This window comes from Aeromonas piscicola, assembly GCF_000820005.1.
Classification (GTDB): domain Bacteria; phylum Pseudomonadota; class Gammaproteobacteria; order Enterobacterales; family Aeromonadaceae; genus Aeromonas; species Aeromonas piscicola.
The window spans coordinates 31,514-45,218 of the sequence record NZ_CDBL01000007.1 but is presented as its reverse complement, the minus strand read 5'-3'; the positions used below and the strand labels follow the sequence as shown (position 1 = coordinate 45,218).

The following is a 13,705-nucleotide window of genomic DNA, read 5'->3' as shown; positions in this document are numbered from 1 at the left end:
GGTCATTCACCACCTCTGGCGGACGCCGGTCGGCTCTACCCTTTTGTCATGGATAGTCGCCAGTAGTTTACCCCCCGCCCTGCCGCCGGAAGAGTGTCAGCCCTTAACATGCCGCCATCACAGGGTATGGCTACCGAGCTGCTCCTTGATAAAGTCAAGCCAGACCCGCAGCCGGATGTCGCGCTGGGCATCGGAGTAAAACACCGCATTGATGGGGCGCGAGGCGCCGCTGTTGCTGCGGGCCAGCACTTCCACCAGGGCCCCGCTGGCCCGATCCGGCCCTGTCATGAAGTCCGACAGGCAGACGATCCCCTGCCCCGCCAGCGCCAGCTGACGCAAGGTCTCGCCACTGCTGGCCCGCAGGCTGGGGGTGATGGCGAAGCGATCCCCCTGCTCGGCACTGAGCAGCGGCCAGTGGTTGAGGTGATCGGGGTGCAAAAAGCCCAGCAGCTCGTGGCCAGCCAGCAGATCCGCCGGCTGGCGCGGGGTGCCGCGCTCGCTCAGGTAAGCGGGCGATGCCAGCAACCGCAGCCGCGAGTGGCCGAGCGGCAAGGCCCGCAGGGAAGAGTCGGTCAGCTCGCCGATCCGGATGGCCATGTCCACCCGCCGCTCCATCAGATTGATGAAACCCTCCGAGCTGTGCAGTTGCAGCTCGATGCCGGGATAACGGCGGCGAAACTCGCCTATGATGGGCACCAGCCGGTGCAGGATAAAGGGGGTAGCCGCATCGACCCGCAGAATCCCCTCCGGCTGCTCCTTGCGGCTGAGCAGGTGCCCCTCCGCCTCGCTCATCTCGGTCAAAATTTTCACCGCCCGCTGATAGAACCAGCTCCCCTCCTCGGTCAGGCTGACTCGGCGAGTGGTGCGGTTGAGCAGCACGGTGGCGAGCTTCTCTTCCAGCCGCTTGATGCCGCGACTCACTACGGAGTTGTCCATGCCGAGGTTCTCCGCCGCCTGGCGAAAACTGCCCGCCTCCACCACGGCCACAAACAGGGTCAGTTCATCAGAATGGGTCTTCATTGCTGTTATCCGGACAAGAGTAATGGGCCTTTATAGGCGCAATGGCCCTGGGTTGGCAAGGCAGGCGTCACAAGAGGCAGGCCTCGCCGTCCGCATAACGTGAGCAGCCGCCTGTTTTGTTCCCGGCCTTGTCGTTACAATGCCGAAAAATGGCATCGTATGGCGCCATACATCACAGGGACGACCCCATGACATTCGAAAACAGGCTGGCCGCCGCCCATAGGGCGCTGGCCGAGAAGGGCGTACAGGAGCTCAACTACAACCCGCCACTGTTCAGAGTGTTGCGCAAACTGGGCCTGCGACTCAGACCGCCCCACCATGAGCGCTTTCTGGTCAACGTGCTCGCGATGGGATTCCCCATAGGCGCCTTCTGGGGGTTGTTGATGTGGTGCTTCGGCTGGCAGGATGAGGTGAGCCCGGCATTCGCCCTGCGCCAGAGCCTGCTGTTCGGCATAGGGGTCGGTCTGCTGATGGCGATCTTCTTGCTGGTGCGCCGCAAGCAGCTCAAGCTGACCCTCTGGGACGCCTTGCCGCACTCCACGAGCCGCACCTAGCAACGCTGGCAACCGAAATAACCACCGACATCGACAAGGAGACCCTTATGACCAAGGCCCATGAAAAACTGAACTATGTGGAGTTTGCCGCCAGGGATCTTACCGCCACCAAGGCCTTCTTCGCCACCGTCTTTGGCTGGCAGTTCGCCGACTACGGCCCCGACTACTGCGCCTTTGCCGATGAGGGGCTGGACGGCGGTTTTTATCGCGCAGATCTGTGCAGCCACACGGCTCAGGGCGGCGCGCTCTTGGTGTTCTACAGCTCCGATATAGAGGCAACCCAGGCCAAGGTGAGCCAGCATGGCGGCACCATCAACCGCCCCCTGTTTGATTTCCCCGGTGGCCGCCGTTTTCACTTTGTCGAACCCAGTGGCAATGAATTTGCGGTCTGGTCCGAGCCAGCCAATGCCTGATGGCAAGGGGGCGCGCCAGCCGTCCCCTTCTCTATTTCCCCTTATTAACCCTTCACCCATATCGGCCTCTGATGCAGCGTCTGCTCTTTCATTGCTGCTCTTTCCTCAATAGTGTTTTGCGACTGTTGCCCTATTCCCCTCCCCTTGCAGCAGGCATACTGACCTTCGTTTTAGCAAGGAGGTTCAGATGTCATCACCCGTGATTGTGATTGCCCAACTTGAAGCCAAACCCGAATTTTCCGCCCAGTTCCGGGCCGCCCTTGAGCCGCTGATGGCGGCCACTCTGCAGGAATCTGGCTGCCAGCGCTACCAGCTGCATCAGGATAGGGACAATCCCCATAGCTGGATGCTGCACGAAGAGTGGGAGAGCGAAGCCGCGCTCAAGGCCCACCAGCAGCAAGCTCACTTCCTCGACTTTATCGCCAGGGCCGAGCCCTGGTTTGCCAGCAGTAATATTCGCAATTACCGCCAACTGCCGGCCTGAGTATCCCGAGACTCGTTGACGATGGCGCTGCCAACTTGCACCGCCGCCACGGCTTTTGCACCGAGCCAGCGCCTTTGCTCTGGGCAAGGGCAAACCACCCCATTTGAGGAAATAGATGATGAAAATGCCCGCCATGGGTCTGGGCACCTTTCGCCTGAAAGGTGAGCCCCTGCTTGCAACCCTGAACACTGGCCTGGCGCTCGGCTATCGCCATATCGATACCGCCCAGATTTACGACAACGAAAGCGAAGTGGGCGAGGTGCTGGCGACAACCGCTGTGCCCCGCAACGAGATCTACCTCACCACCAAGGTGTGGACCAGCGAGTTTGCCGAAGGCAAGCTGATCCCTAGCCTGAAAACCAGCCTTGAAAAGCTGGGCACCGACTATCTGGATCTGGCGCTGATCCATTGGCCCTCCCCCAACGACGAGGTGCCGATGGCGGTCTATCTGGAGCAGCTGGCCGAAGCCAAATCCCTGGGCTTGACCCGGGAAATTGGGGTCTCCAACTTCACGGTCGCCCAGCTTAAAGAAGCCATCGAGATCCTGGGTCCCGGCGCCATCGCCCATCAGCAGGTAGAGATCCACCCCTTGCTGCAAAACCGCAAGGTGGTGGAATTCTGCCAGGCGCAGGGCATCGCCATCACTGCCTATATGCCGCTGGCTTACGGCAAGGTGCTGAGTGAGCCGCTCTTGATGGAGATAGGCAAGTACCACAAGGTGTCGGCAGCCCAGGTGTCGCTGGCCTGGCTGCTGGCCCAGGGCATGACGGTGATCCCGAGCTCCACCAAGCGGGAGAATCAGGCCGCCAATCTGGCTGCCCTCGAGGTTTCCCTGAGCAGTGAAGAGATGGCCCAGATCGCCACCTTGGAGCGGGGTGAACGCTGCGCCGACCCGGACTTTGCACCGGCCTGGGACTAAACAGGCTTTGTCCTCGCCCTGTGAGAGCGCGTGAGGGCAAAGCGACGTCTTGTCATTGCCTGTGCCATTCACTCATCCTCGGTCCTTCTCCCATTCGGGAAGCAGGGCGCAAAGAAGGGTCTGAGAGAATCAGCAAAAAAACCAGCGGGAGGCACAGTGCCTCCCGCTTTCTATTGCCGCTCTTGCCACCCCTTGCTGCGGCGTCCGCCAATCCCGGTCACTGGTTATCCCGCCTTCTGCTGTCTGCTGTCTGCTGCCACCCTCACTTGTCAGCCAGGTTTCGCCCTGCTGCTCTTACTCCTTGGTCATGCCGGCCTCCCGCTCGCGACCTGCGAGCACGCGGGTCGATTGTGGTGCAGTCACGCCGCCTATTGATGCTGATTTGGCAAAAGTAATTTGATGTCACCGTCATTTTTGCCAACAAATCGCTGCCGCATACTGGCCCCCTTCTCCCATAGGGAGCCCATATCCAAGGAGTTTGTATGCCACTGGCATTATTTGCCCTCACCCTGAGTGCCTTTGCGATCGGCACCACCGAATTCGTGATCGTGGGGCTTATTCCCACCATTGCAGAACAGCTTAAGGTGTCGCTGCCCTCGGCGGGCCTCTTGGTCAGCCTCTATGCCATGGGGGTGGCCATAGGCGCGCCGCTGCTGACGGCGCTCACCGGCAAGGTGCCGCGCAAGTGGCTGCTGGTGGGGCTGATGGCGCTCTTTACCGCCGGCAACCTGCTGGCCTGGCAGGCCCCCGGCTACGAGAGCCTGATCGTTGCCCGCGTGCTGACCGGTCTGGCCCACGGGGTCTTCTTCTCGGTGGGGAGCACCATAGCCACGGGTCTTGTGGCCAAAGAGAAGGCGGCGAGCGCCATCGCCATCATGTTCAGCGGTCTGACAGTGGCGCTGGTAACCGGCGTGCCACTCGGCACCTGGATTGGTCAGGTGTTTGGCTGGCGTGAAACCTTTCTGGTAGTGAGCCTGCTCGGTGTGATCGCCATGGTGGGCAGCCTGCTGCTGATCCCGAGTAACCTGCCCAAGGGGGCGGCCTCGACCATCCGCGAACAGCTCGCCGTGCTGACCAAGAAACCGCTGCTGCTGGTGTATGCCAAGACAGCCCTGGGTTACGGCGGCGCCTTCACCGCCTTTACTTTCCTCGCCCCCATCCTGCAGCAGGTGAGCGGCTTTGGTGCCGGTGCCGTGAGCCTGATCCTGCTGGTGTACGGTGTCTCTGTGGCCTTTGGCAATATCTGGGGTGGCAAGCTGGCAGACCGACTCGGCCCCCTGCCCGCCCTGAAACTGCTGTTCGGTGGTCTGGCGCTGGTGTTGCTGGTGCTGACCTTCACTGCGCCACACCCTGTGCTGGCGGTGCTGACCGTGCTGGTGTGGGGCGCCTTTGCCTTTGGCAACGTGCCAGGCTTGCAGGTGCTGGTGGTGCAACAGGCCGAGCGCCATACCCCCAATGCGGTGGATGTGGCATCGGGCCTCAACATCGCCGCCTTCAACGTCGGCATAGCACTGGGATCCGTGGTGGGTGGCTTGGTGGTGGAGCACCTCGGCCTGATGCACACCCCCTGGATTGGCGCCCTTATCGTGCTGCTGGCCTATGGGCTGACCCATGTCAGCGAGCGGCGCGAAGCCAGACTGGCGCTGGCCTGCCCCCAGTATTGAGGGCACAGATCAGCCACCGGCCCCTTCTCTTCGCCCAATAAAAACGAGCGGCCCATGCCGCTCGTTTTTTTCACGCTCTGTTATTTTTGCTTGTCGTTATGCCGCCTGCGGGCGAACCGCCCCTCGGTTCACCGCCCGCGTGAGCCAGTAGTCGAGGCTGACGTAGCGACCGCCGCCGTACACCAGCAGCACCAGCAACATCACGAAGTAGGTGGCGGCAAACTCCATCCCGTTATTGAGCATCACGGGGTCTCCCAGCTCGGTGATGTAGTTGTAGCGACCGGGGAAGTTGGCAGCCAGCCACTCGATAAAGCCGTTGAGGCGCAAGGTGGCCTCCATGCTGCCGGTGGCGATGGCGTCCCAGCCGTGCTTCCAGTGCACCATGGCACTCGCCACGCTCATCAGAAAGATAGTGGGAATGGCCATAATGCGGGTAAAAAGGCCAAGGGCGATGCAGATGCAGCCCAGCACCTCGGTGCCCGCCGCCAGAAAGGCGAGCAGGGTCGGGAATGGCAGGTTGAGCCCCCCTTCCGAGACCGGTGCGCCAAACCAGGCGGCGGTGCCGGCAAAGCCCACCACCTTGGAGTGGGCCCCCACATAGATGACCGGAATGAGATAGAGGCGAATGGCCAGCAGGGCCAGAAAATCGAGCCGCTTGCACTGGGCTACCGCCCGCTCGTACCACTGGATCAGGGTGTTGTTCATGGGAATTCTCCTTGGTGTTTGCTAAATGAGGGCAAGGGGGCACCGGGCTGGCGCTCGCCGACGGGCAGCGTCAGCAGACCCAGCCGGTGAAAATGGCGCGCCCACTCGGTCAGATCAAAGTCGCTGCGAACCTGTTGCACCTGTTGCTGGAACGCTGCTCGGGCGATCCCCGGCTGCTGTTGCAACAGCTGGATCAGGGCCACATCCCATTCGCGCAACCGCTGGGTCACCACCTGATGATCCGGGCTGCGAAACAGGGCATAGAAGTGGTTGCCCTGCCGGGTCGGCACCACGCCGCTGCGGCTGATGGCAAAGGGGAGTGCAAGTAATTGCAGGGTGGGATTGAGCACAAACGAACTCTCCGCCGTCACCTCCTCCCCCCACACAACTTGCGGCACCACCCCTTCGTCAATCTCGACACACAGGCAGGCCCACTCATACTCCAGCAGCGCCAGCCGCTGCTTTGGCCAGTTGAGGGAGCCCTCGCCGTGGCGATGCTGCACATAGCGGACAAACTCGGTGGCAATATGGTGAAACTCGGGGGCGCAAGCGCCGTGGTGGGCGACAAAGCCCTCCACCAGCTGCCATCTGTCCACCGGCGCCCAGTGGCCGTGGGTGAGCGGAAACGCGCTCTCCAGCACAGACTCCACATTGACGCGCACGCTGCGGGCATACTGGCTGGCGATACCATCCTGCGGCAACCGCACCCGGCTCGCCAGCCAGGCGGTCTGCTGCTGCATCCGCTGTGGGGCCACTTTGGGCATCGTGATCAGTGATAACCGCCTATCCATAACGCACCTCCCGCACCTGACTGTCGCTCGCCTCGCAACAGGCGCCGTGCACCCGCGCCAGCTCGGCCTCCAGCTCTGCCAGCGGTGGCAGATGGTGATCCCGCTCCAGCAGCAGGGGGCGCAGGCCGTGGGTCTGCACCGTATAACGGGCCAGCGCCACCACCTCCTCGCAGACCGGTTTGCCGTGGGTATCCAGCAAGGTGCCGTCCGCCTCTTCCAGATGACCGGCGATATGGAAGTAGCGGATCGCACTGCCCGGCAATCCGGCGATCATCCGCTTGGGGCAGTAGCCATGATTGCGGCTGTTCACAAAAACGTTGTTGATATCGAGCAGCAGCTCGCAACCGCTGCGTGCCACCAGCTCGGCGAGAAAATCCTCCTCCGGCATCTCGTGCTCATAGCCGTGGTAGTAGGAGATATTCTCCAGCACCAGCGGGCGGGCCAGCGCCTCCTGCACCTGCTCGATCCGCGCGGCCAGATAAGGAATGTTCTCCCACTGGCGCGGCACCGGTAAGAGCTCGTAGAGATAGCCCTGCTGGTCGCGGGAAAAGCTCAGATGCTCGCTATAGATCTCGATGCCGAACTCATCCAGAAAGGTGCGGATCTGGCCAAGCAAAGTGCGATTGAGGGGCTGACAATCGCCGAGCGAGAGGCTGAGCCCATGGGCCACCAGCGGGTAACGCTCGGCCAGCTGATGCAGCTGCGCCCGCTTGGCGCCGCCGATGGCCATCCAGTTCTCCGGCGCCAGCTCGAGAAAGTCGATGCCGGGGCGGATGGGGCCGGAGCAGAGCGCATCCAGATGCTCCTGACGCAGCCCTATGCCCCGACTGCGGGAGCTTATTGGCCGCATACCCCCTCCGTCATCTTGCTGCCCTTGCTGGCACTGGATGTGTCGCCATCAATCCCCTCTCCCGCCACGCCACACTTCCCATCGCGGGCGCGTACCAGCCGACCTTGCGGATCGCTGTCTAAAGCCTGCTTTTCGAAGCGTTTCTCGGTGCCGCACTTGCCCGCCGCACACTTGCCGCCGTGCTGTTCGCTGGGGGCGGCTTTCACCGGTGCATCGCTCGGGGTGGCCGCCAGCGCCAGTCCCGGGGTCAGGGAAATCAGGCTGGTCATGGCAATGGAAAGGGTCAGTTTGCCGGTGGTTTTGTTGCTATTTGAGTTACTCATGAGCGGACTCCTTGACGGATGAAACGGGGTAGCTGGAGAGATCGCGGGCGGCCACAATCTGGCCGTGGAACTGCTGCTTGACGATGGCCATCGCCTCTTTCTTGTGATTGAGGCCGACCCCCATCCAGTGGTTCAGCACCAGCAGCTTGGGGTTCACCTCGGCGGCAATCTTGGCCACTACAGAGGGCTTGGCATGGAGCGAGGCGGAGACAGGGTCGGCCGCTTCGTGGATGGCGAGCGGCATCACCAGAATGTCGGCCCCCTTGGCAAACGGTACAAAGGCCGGGTTGCTGCCGTTCTGATCCGCCGAGATGACGATGGTCCCCTCGGCACTCTCGATGCGATAGGCCAGACAGGGCACGTCACCGTGGGGGATGCCGAGCGCGGTGATGGTCAGCCCATCCTGCTGATAGACAGTGTGGGGCTTGGGTGTCTGGTAGGGCACATCGTGCAAGGTGATGGGGAAGAGGCCATCGGTGCCATCCTTGAAGCCGCTCAGGTAGGCATAGGCGCCCTTGTCCTTGTTGAAGAGGGCATCAAAGTAGCCGCTCATGCTGGGGAAGGCCGAGCCGGCTTGCGGCCCCGCCAGATCCAGCGGATCGCTGCGCTCGAAGAAATAGGCCCCCTTGAGCAGGGCGGGCAAGTCGGTCACATGGTCGGTGTGAAAGTGGGTGATGCCGATAAAATCGACCTCTTCGAGCTTGGCGCCCGCCTGGCCGAAGCGCAGGTAGACGCCGCCACCGGCATCGATCAGGATGCGGGATTTACCCTTCCACCAGATCACCTCGCTGGAGGAGGCGCGCAGATCGTCGGAGATGGGGCCGCCACTGCCGAGCACCTGCAGGGTGAAGGCTTTGTCCAGCGGGGTCAGTTGTACCGGTTCGGCATTCGCCTGGGCGGCGGCGAGCGCGCAGCCGATGGCCAGCGCCACCGCTTTAAATGTCTGTTTCATAACGGATTACCTGTCGGTTGTATGACAAGAGAGGTTGGCCGGGGCGCTGCACCTGGGTGCATCCCCCAGCCGACGGGTCAGAGGTGGGGCGGATTGTCGTCCCGTTCATCGGCTTCCCAGCGCGCTTCCAGCCAGAGCAGGTTGCACAGGCCGAGCAGCAGGGCGAAACCCAGGCCCAAAATCCAGGTGAAGTACCACATAGCGGCTCCCTTGAAGTCAGTAGAGTTGATGGCTGTCGCGCTTGATGCGGGCGCGGTCGAGCTTGCCGCGTACCACCCGGTAGACCCAGCCGGTGTAGCCGAGGTTGATGGGCATCAGCACCAGCACGATGCCGAACATGATCGCCAGGGTCTTGTAGCTGGAGGTGCCATCCCACAGGGTCAGGCTGCTGCCTGCATCCAGCGACGAGGGCAGCACGAAGGGGAACAGGGCGATGGCCACCGAGCAGAGCATGGCGGCGCAGGCCAGGCCGCTCGCCAGCAGCGCCAGCCGCCCCTTCTCCAGCCAGGCGGCGATGCCGCTTGCCAGCGGCGCCAGTGCCCCGACAAGTGGCACCAGCCACAGCAGCGGGTAGTCGAAGTAGTTGCCAAGCCAACCGCTGGACTGGGGGATCACCCCCTTCATCAGCGGACTGATGGCCGCATTGGGATCAAAGGGCTGACCTGCCAGGCCGGTCAGCTGATAGCCGGGCAAGTCCAGCAGATGCCAGCCGGCCAGCAGGTAGCAGAGGGTCACCAGGGGGGCCAGCAGGATGGCGAGACCACGGGCACGCAGCGCAGGAGTCCCCTCCACCTTGGCTTGCAGGAAGCTGGCACCATGCAGCAACAGCAGGCTCACCCCGGTCGCCACCACGCTGGCGAACCAACCCCAATGCCAGTCAAACGGGCCATAGTGCAGGCGCAGTGCACTGTCGAAGCGAAACGGCAGCCCCTGCATCACCAGCGCGATGGCGGCGGCGAGCACCAGGGTCGGCACCAGGCCACCGGCCACCAGGGCTCTGTCCCACCAGCGGCGCCACACCGGGTCGGCCAGCTTGCTGCGATAGTCAAAGCCGACCGGACGCAAGAAGAGGCCAAACAGCAGGAACATGAAGGGCACATAGAGCGCAGAGAAGGCGGCGGCATAGACCAGCGGCCAGGCGGCGAACAGGGCACCAGCCCCGGCAATCAGCCACACCTGATTGCCCTCCCATACCGGCCCCACACTGTTGATCACCAGTCGCCGGTCTTCATCATCTTTCGAGACCACCGGCAGCAGCATGGCGATGCCCAGATCGAAGCCATCCATCACGATAAAGCCGACCATCATGAAGAGCACCAGCCCCCACCAGATGAGTTTCAGGGTTGCGTAGTCCATCAGGCGATCCTCGCAAGTTCGGGTTGTTCACCGCGGTAGCGGCCAGTATGAAGAATGGCGGGCCCCTGGCGGATCACGTGGCGCAGCAGGAACAGCTCCACCACCAGCAGGCAGGAGTAGATGAGGCAGATGGCGATGAGGCTGAACCAGAGCTGGCCCGGCTGCAGCAAAGAGACCGAGGCCGATACCGGCAGCACGTCGCTGATGGTCCAGGGCTGACGACCGAACTCGGCCACGAACCAGCCCGCTTCGATGGCTATCCAGGGCAGCGGAATGCTCCACAACAGCGCCTTCAACAGCCTGGGTGACCCGAGCAGCCGGTTACGACAGAGCTGGACGAAGCCTGCCACGAACAGCCCCAGCATCAGCATCCCCAGCCCGACCATGATGCGAAAGCCCCAGAACAGCGGCGCTACCTGCGGCACCGAGTCCTCCACCGCTTTTGCTATCTCGGCCTCACCGGCCTTGGCGATGTCGCTGGCATAGGGGGTGAGCAGCAGCCCGTAGCCGAGATCCTGGCCGTGCCGATCGAACAGCGCGCGGTTTTCGGCCGAGTCGTTGCCCGCGCGGATCTGCTCGAGCGCCCCGGCCGCCACCATGCCGCTACGGATGCGCGCCTCGTGCTGCACCTTGAGATCCTTGATGCCGGTCACCGCCTCATCGAGAGAACGGGTGGCGATGATCCCCATCAGATACGGGATCTTGACCGCGGCATGGGTGGTCTCGGCGCCCTGATCCGGGAAGCCGAACAGGGTGAATGACGCAGGCGCGGGTTCCGTCTCCCACTCCGCCTCGATGGCGGCGAGCTTGACCTTCTGCACCTCGCCGGTGCGGTAGCCCGACTCGTCCCCCAGCACGATGACCGAGAGAATGGCGGCCAGTCCGAAGCCGGAGGCGATGGCGAAGGATCGCAGGGCGAAGCGCACCTCCATGCGGCGCAGCAGATACCAGCTGCTCACCCCCATCACGAACAGGGAGGCGGCCACATAGCCCGCCGCCACAGTGTGGACGAACTTGACCTGGGCCACCGGGTTGAGCAGCACGGCGGCGATATCCACCAGCTCCATGCGCTGGGTCACCAGATTGAACTCGGCGCCGACCGGGTTCTGCATCCAGCCGTTGCCGATCAGGATCCAGAGCGCGGAGAGGTTGGAGCCGAGCGCCACCAGCATGGTCACCAGCAGGTGCTGACCGCGGGAGAGCTTGTCCCAGCCGAAGAAGAAGAGCCCGACCAGGGTCGACTCGAGGAAGAAGGCCATCAGCCCCTCCACCGCCAGCGGGGTACCGAAGATGTCCCCCACATACTGGGAGTAATAGGCCCAGTTGGTACCGAACTGGAACTCCAGGGTAATGCCTGTGGTCACCCCCATGACGAAGTTGATGCCAAACAGCTTGCCCCAGAAGCGGGTGATGTCCTGATAGATCACCTTGCCGGTCATCACATAGGCCGACTCTGCGATCACCAGGATCCAGGACAGCCCCAGCGTGAGGGGCACAAACAGGAAGTGGAACATGGCCGTGGCGCCAAATTGCAGGCGCGACAGGCTGACCACGTCATCCGGATTGATCATGCGTCACTCTCTTTTGTTGTATTTGTCTTGCACGTTTTGTGCGAGACAAGTACACCACGGAGCATGACACCTATAACAGATGCAGTTATAGTGAATTACACCTATAACAGTTGTGTTATCCCATGTCCCTCTACCGCCAGCTGGCCGACCGCCTGCAACACCAGATAGATACCGGTATCTGGCAACCGGGGGAGCGCATCCCCTCCATTCGCCAGAGCTGCAAGACCCACGGGCTCAGCCCCATGACGGTGCTGCAGGCCTATCAGCTGCTGGAGAGCCAGGGGCGGATCCTCGCCCGCCCCCAGTCCGGCTACTACGTCAAGGCCGCCCCTTCCCACCTGCAGCACTATGCGCCGCAACAGACCCACTACAGCGGCTCGGTGGACATCAACGACCTGGTGTTCGAGGTACTGCAGGCGAGCAAGTCGCGGGAATTGGTGCCCCTTGGCATGTCGGTGGCCGATCCGACCCTGTTCCCTCATCCCCAGCTCGGGCGGGCACTGGCCAGCTGCATGCGCAAACTCGATCCCTTCAGTACGGTGGCGGACCTTCCCCCCGGCAACGAGGCGCTGCGCCGCGCCATCGCCCAGCGTTACGCCAGCGACGGGCTGGCGGTCGACCCGCAGGAGATCATCATCACCACAGGGGCCATGGAGGCGCTCTCCCTCAGCCTGCAGGTGCTGACCGAGCCGGGGGACTGGGTGGTAGTGGAAACGCCCACCTTCTACGGCGCCCTGCAGGCCATAGAGCGGCTGAAATTGAAAGCGGTGGAGATCCCGGTGATCCCCGGGGTGGGTATCGATCTGGCGCTGCTGGCCGAGGCGCTGGCCGAGCGCCCCATCAAGGCGTGCTGGCTGATGGGCAATGTGCAGCACCCGCTCGGCCACACCATGCCAGATGAGCACAAGCGCGAGCTGATGCTGTTGCTCAATACACACGACGTCGCGCTGGTGGAGGACGACGTCTATGCGGAGGTTTACTTTGGCCGCGAACGCCCCAAGCCCATCAAGTATTGGGATACGCGGGGGCAAAGCCTGCTCTGCAGCTCGTTTTCAAAGTGCCTGGCGCCAGGTTTTCGGGTCGGCTGGGTGGTGGCGGGGCCCCATGCCGAGCGCATCCAGCGGCTGCAACTGATGTCGACCCTGTCGACCAATGTGCCAAGCCAGCTGGCACTGGCCGAGATGTTGCGCCAGGGCGGGGTAGATGCCCATTTTCGTCGCCTGCGCCACACCCTGGCCCAGCGCCAGCAGCAGATGCGGGCGGCCCTGCTGCGCCTCTTCCCGGACGAGGTGCGTATCAGCGCCCCCGATGGCGGTCACTTCCTCTGGCTGGAGTTTGACGCCCGCCTCGACAGCCGGGCCCTGCACGCCCGGGCGCTCACCTGCGGCTTCTCGCTGGCACCGGGCGCGCTCTTCTCCAGCCAGGGGATGCACAACCACTGCCTGCGCCTCAACAGCTCACATCCCTGGAGTCCGCAGCTGGAGGCCGCCCTGATCAAACTGGCCGGGCTTATCGACGCAACACTTAAGCAAAGCTCTTCGTATGAATAAGCGTCATTTTCCGTGGCATATGAAATATTTGGAAAATGCGCTTAACGTATGCGTATAAAAAACGGCATAAACCTTAATCACGATTTAATCTTCCCAACCAGTCGCGTATGCGACTGGCATTCCAACATCATAAGTTGAGGGTGAAGTTTAATGACAGTTATCAGATATTTTTACCAGTGCAGCGTTAAGGACAGCATCATTATTATCAGCAAATACTGCAATCCCTTTTACCATATCACCCTTTTTCAGAACACCTGAAACCAGGGCTTCATCAACGGTGTCTAACTTGAACTCCTGATTATTCTTGGCGTATGCTTTCAAGCAAGTTTTTGATAAGTCGATGTCATTGCCAGATAGCTTTGCCAAAGCAATTTCAAAGGTTTTTGTGTAAGCATCTTTGGTTCCTATCGATATTGAGCCTTGCGATTTTTCTGTTGCATATACGGCGATGTCCCCAACCGTTGAGGCGTTTGCAGCGAAACCTGAACCAGCCAGTACCAATGCTGTCGCGATAATAGAAATCTTCATCTCAATCTCCCAATAAAAGAACAAA

The 13,705-nt window shown here is 62.0% G+C and carries 16 protein-coding genes; 6 read left to right on the top strand and 10 right to left on the bottom strand.

Features of this window, described 5'->3' with window-relative positions; translation table 11 throughout:
- Positions 1-117: 117 nt before the first annotated feature.
- Positions 118-1,020 (bottom strand): LysR substrate-binding domain-containing protein, encoded by a 903-nt coding sequence (locus BN1128_RS01175; RefSeq protein WP_042865759.1) that lies wholly within the window; start codon positions 1,018-1,020, stop codon positions 118-120.
- Positions 1,021-1,208: 188 nt separating this feature from the next.
- Between BN1128_RS01175 and BN1128_RS01170 the strand changes: the two genes are divergently transcribed.
- The 5 genes from BN1128_RS01170 to BN1128_RS01150 all read left to right on the top strand — a co-directional run bounded on the left by BN1128_RS01170 (position 1,209) and on the right by BN1128_RS01150 (position 5,054).
- Positions 1,209-1,574: a DUF6404 family protein gene (locus BN1128_RS01170; RefSeq protein WP_042865758.1), complete on the top strand. Its 366-nt coding sequence runs from the start codon at positions 1,209-1,211 to the stop codon at positions 1,572-1,574.
- A gap of 47 nt (positions 1,575-1,621) precedes the next feature.
- The gene (locus BN1128_RS01165) at positions 1,622-1,987 is read left to right on the top strand and encodes a VOC family protein (RefSeq protein ID WP_042865757.1); all 366 of its coding nucleotides are present in this window, start codon (positions 1,622-1,624) and stop codon (positions 1,985-1,987) included.
- A gap of 187 nt (positions 1,988-2,174) precedes the next feature.
- A complete protein-coding gene (locus BN1128_RS01160) occupies positions 2,175-2,471 on the top strand; it encodes a putative quinol monooxygenase (protein WP_042865756.1) in 297 nt (98 codons plus the stop codon).
- Positions 2,472-2,586: 115 nt separating this feature from the next.
- Positions 2,587-3,390, top strand: a complete 804-nt coding sequence (dkgB, locus tag BN1128_RS01155) for a 2,5-didehydrogluconate reductase DkgB (RefSeq protein WP_042865754.1) — start codon at positions 2,587-2,589, stop codon at positions 3,388-3,390.
- Between the two features lie 482 nt (positions 3,391-3,872).
- Positions 3,873-5,054, top strand: coding sequence for an MFS transporter (locus tag BN1128_RS01150; RefSeq protein ID WP_042865752.1), 1,182 nt, complete (start codon positions 3,873-3,875; stop codon positions 5,052-5,054).
- A gap of 96 nt (positions 5,055-5,150) precedes the next feature.
- Here BN1128_RS01150 and BN1128_RS01145 read toward each other — a convergent pair whose 3' ends face one another.
- From BN1128_RS01145 to BN1128_RS01110, 8 genes are all read right to left on the bottom strand, one after another.
- The gene (locus tag BN1128_RS01145; protein ID WP_042865750.1) at positions 5,151-5,759 is read right to left on the bottom strand and encodes an HvfX family Cu-binding RiPP maturation protein; all 609 of its coding nucleotides are present in this window, start codon (positions 5,757-5,759) and stop codon (positions 5,151-5,153) included.
- The gene (locus tag BN1128_RS01140; protein ID WP_042865749.1) at positions 5,756-6,550 is read right to left on the bottom strand and encodes an HvfC family peptide modification chaperone; all 795 of its coding nucleotides are present in this window, start codon (positions 6,548-6,550) and stop codon (positions 5,756-5,758) included. Before BN1128_RS01140 ends, BN1128_RS01145 begins: the two co-directional genes overlap by 4 nt.
- Positions 6,543-7,400, bottom strand: coding sequence for an MbnB/TglH/ChrH family RiPP precursor modification enzyme (locus tag BN1128_RS01135; RefSeq protein ID WP_042865748.1), 858 nt, complete (start codon positions 7,398-7,400; stop codon positions 6,543-6,545). Before BN1128_RS01135 ends, BN1128_RS01140 begins: the two co-directional genes overlap by 8 nt.
- Complete coding sequence (locus BN1128_RS01130) at positions 7,388-7,723, bottom strand: hypothetical protein (RefSeq protein ID WP_042865747.1); 336 nt, start codon at positions 7,721-7,723, stop codon at positions 7,388-7,390. Before BN1128_RS01130 ends, BN1128_RS01135 begins: the two co-directional genes overlap by 13 nt.
- Entirely contained in the window at positions 7,716-8,675 is a 960-nt protein-coding gene (locus tag BN1128_RS01125; protein WP_042865746.1) for an MBL fold metallo-hydrolase, read from the bottom strand. Before BN1128_RS01125 ends, BN1128_RS01130 begins: the two co-directional genes overlap by 8 nt.
- A gap of 77 nt (positions 8,676-8,752) precedes the next feature.
- A complete protein-coding gene (cydX, locus tag BN1128_RS01120) occupies positions 8,753-8,875 on the bottom strand; it encodes a cytochrome bd-I oxidase subunit CydX (RefSeq protein ID WP_042865745.1) in 123 nt (40 codons plus the stop codon).
- 16 nt (positions 8,876-8,891) lie between these two features.
- A complete protein-coding gene (gene cydB, locus BN1128_RS01115) occupies positions 8,892-10,031 on the bottom strand; it encodes a cytochrome d ubiquinol oxidase subunit II (protein ID WP_042865744.1) in 1,140 nt (379 codons plus the stop codon).
- Positions 10,031-11,602, bottom strand: a complete 1,572-nt coding sequence (locus tag BN1128_RS01110) for a cytochrome ubiquinol oxidase subunit I (protein WP_042865743.1) — start codon at positions 11,600-11,602, stop codon at positions 10,031-10,033. Before BN1128_RS01110 ends, cydB begins: the two co-directional genes overlap by 1 nt.
- 122 nt (positions 11,603-11,724) lie before the next feature.
- On the opposite strand from BN1128_RS01110, the gene BN1128_RS01105 reads away from it, so the two are divergent.
- Positions 11,725-13,152: an aminotransferase-like domain-containing protein gene (locus tag BN1128_RS01105; RefSeq protein ID WP_042865742.1), complete on the top strand. Its 1,428-nt coding sequence runs from the start codon at positions 11,725-11,727 to the stop codon at positions 13,150-13,152.
- A 147-nt stretch (positions 13,153-13,299) separates the two neighbouring features.
- Here BN1128_RS01105 and BN1128_RS01100 read toward each other — a convergent pair whose 3' ends face one another.
- The gene (locus BN1128_RS01100; protein WP_042865902.1) at positions 13,300-13,680 is read right to left on the bottom strand and encodes a DUF4354 family protein; all 381 of its coding nucleotides are present in this window, start codon (positions 13,678-13,680) and stop codon (positions 13,300-13,302) included.
- Positions 13,681-13,705 lie beyond the last annotated feature (25 nt).

Bases quoted from the DNA above. Each gene is read 5' to 3' on its own strand.
- BN1128_RS01130 (WP_042865747.1), bottom strand. From the start codon at position 7,723: ATGAGTAACTCAAATAGCAACAAAACCACCGGCAAACTGACCCTTTCC.
- BN1128_RS01135 (WP_042865748.1), bottom strand. From the start codon at position 7,400: ATGCGGCCAATAAGCTCCCGCAGTCGGGGCATAGGGCTGCGTCAGGAG.
- BN1128_RS01160 (WP_042865756.1), top strand. From the start codon at position 2,175: ATGTCATCACCCGTGATTGTGATTGCCCAACTTGAAGCCAAACCCGAA.
- BN1128_RS01150 (WP_042865752.1), top strand. From the start codon at position 3,873: ATGCCACTGGCATTATTTGCCCTCACCCTGAGTGCCTTTGCGATCGGC.
- BN1128_RS01110 (WP_042865743.1), bottom strand. From the start codon at position 11,602: ATGATCAATCCGGATGACGTGGTCAGCCTGTCGCGCCTGCAATTTGGC.
- BN1128_RS01170 (WP_042865758.1), top strand. From the start codon at position 1,209: ATGACATTCGAAAACAGGCTGGCCGCCGCCCATAGGGCGCTGGCCGAG.
- BN1128_RS01165 (WP_042865757.1), top strand. From the start codon at position 1,622: ATGACCAAGGCCCATGAAAAACTGAACTATGTGGAGTTTGCCGCCAGG.
- cydB (WP_042865744.1), bottom strand. From the start codon at position 10,031: ATGGACTACGCAACCCTGAAACTCATCTGGTGGGGGCTGGTGCTCTTC.
- BN1128_RS01105 (WP_042865742.1), top strand. From the start codon at position 11,725: ATGTCCCTCTACCGCCAGCTGGCCGACCGCCTGCAACACCAGATAGAT.
- dkgB (WP_042865754.1), top strand. From the start codon at position 2,587: ATGATGAAAATGCCCGCCATGGGTCTGGGCACCTTTCGCCTGAAAGGT.
- BN1128_RS01100 (WP_042865902.1), bottom strand. From the start codon at position 13,680: ATGAAGATTTCTATTATCGCGACAGCATTGGTACTGGCTGGTTCAGGT.
- BN1128_RS01175 (WP_042865759.1), bottom strand. From the start codon at position 1,020: ATGAAGACCCATTCTGATGAACTGACCCTGTTTGTGGCCGTGGTGGAG.
- BN1128_RS01125 (WP_042865746.1), bottom strand. From the start codon at position 8,675: ATGAAACAGACATTTAAAGCGGTGGCGCTGGCCATCGGCTGCGCGCTC.
- BN1128_RS01140 (WP_042865749.1), bottom strand. From the start codon at position 6,550: ATGGATAGGCGGTTATCACTGATCACGATGCCCAAAGTGGCCCCACAG.
- BN1128_RS01145 (WP_042865750.1), bottom strand. From the start codon at position 5,759: ATGAACAACACCCTGATCCAGTGGTACGAGCGGGCGGTAGCCCAGTGC.
- cydX (WP_042865745.1), bottom strand. From the start codon at position 8,875: ATGTGGTACTTCACCTGGATTTTGGGCCTGGGTTTCGCCCTGCTGCTC.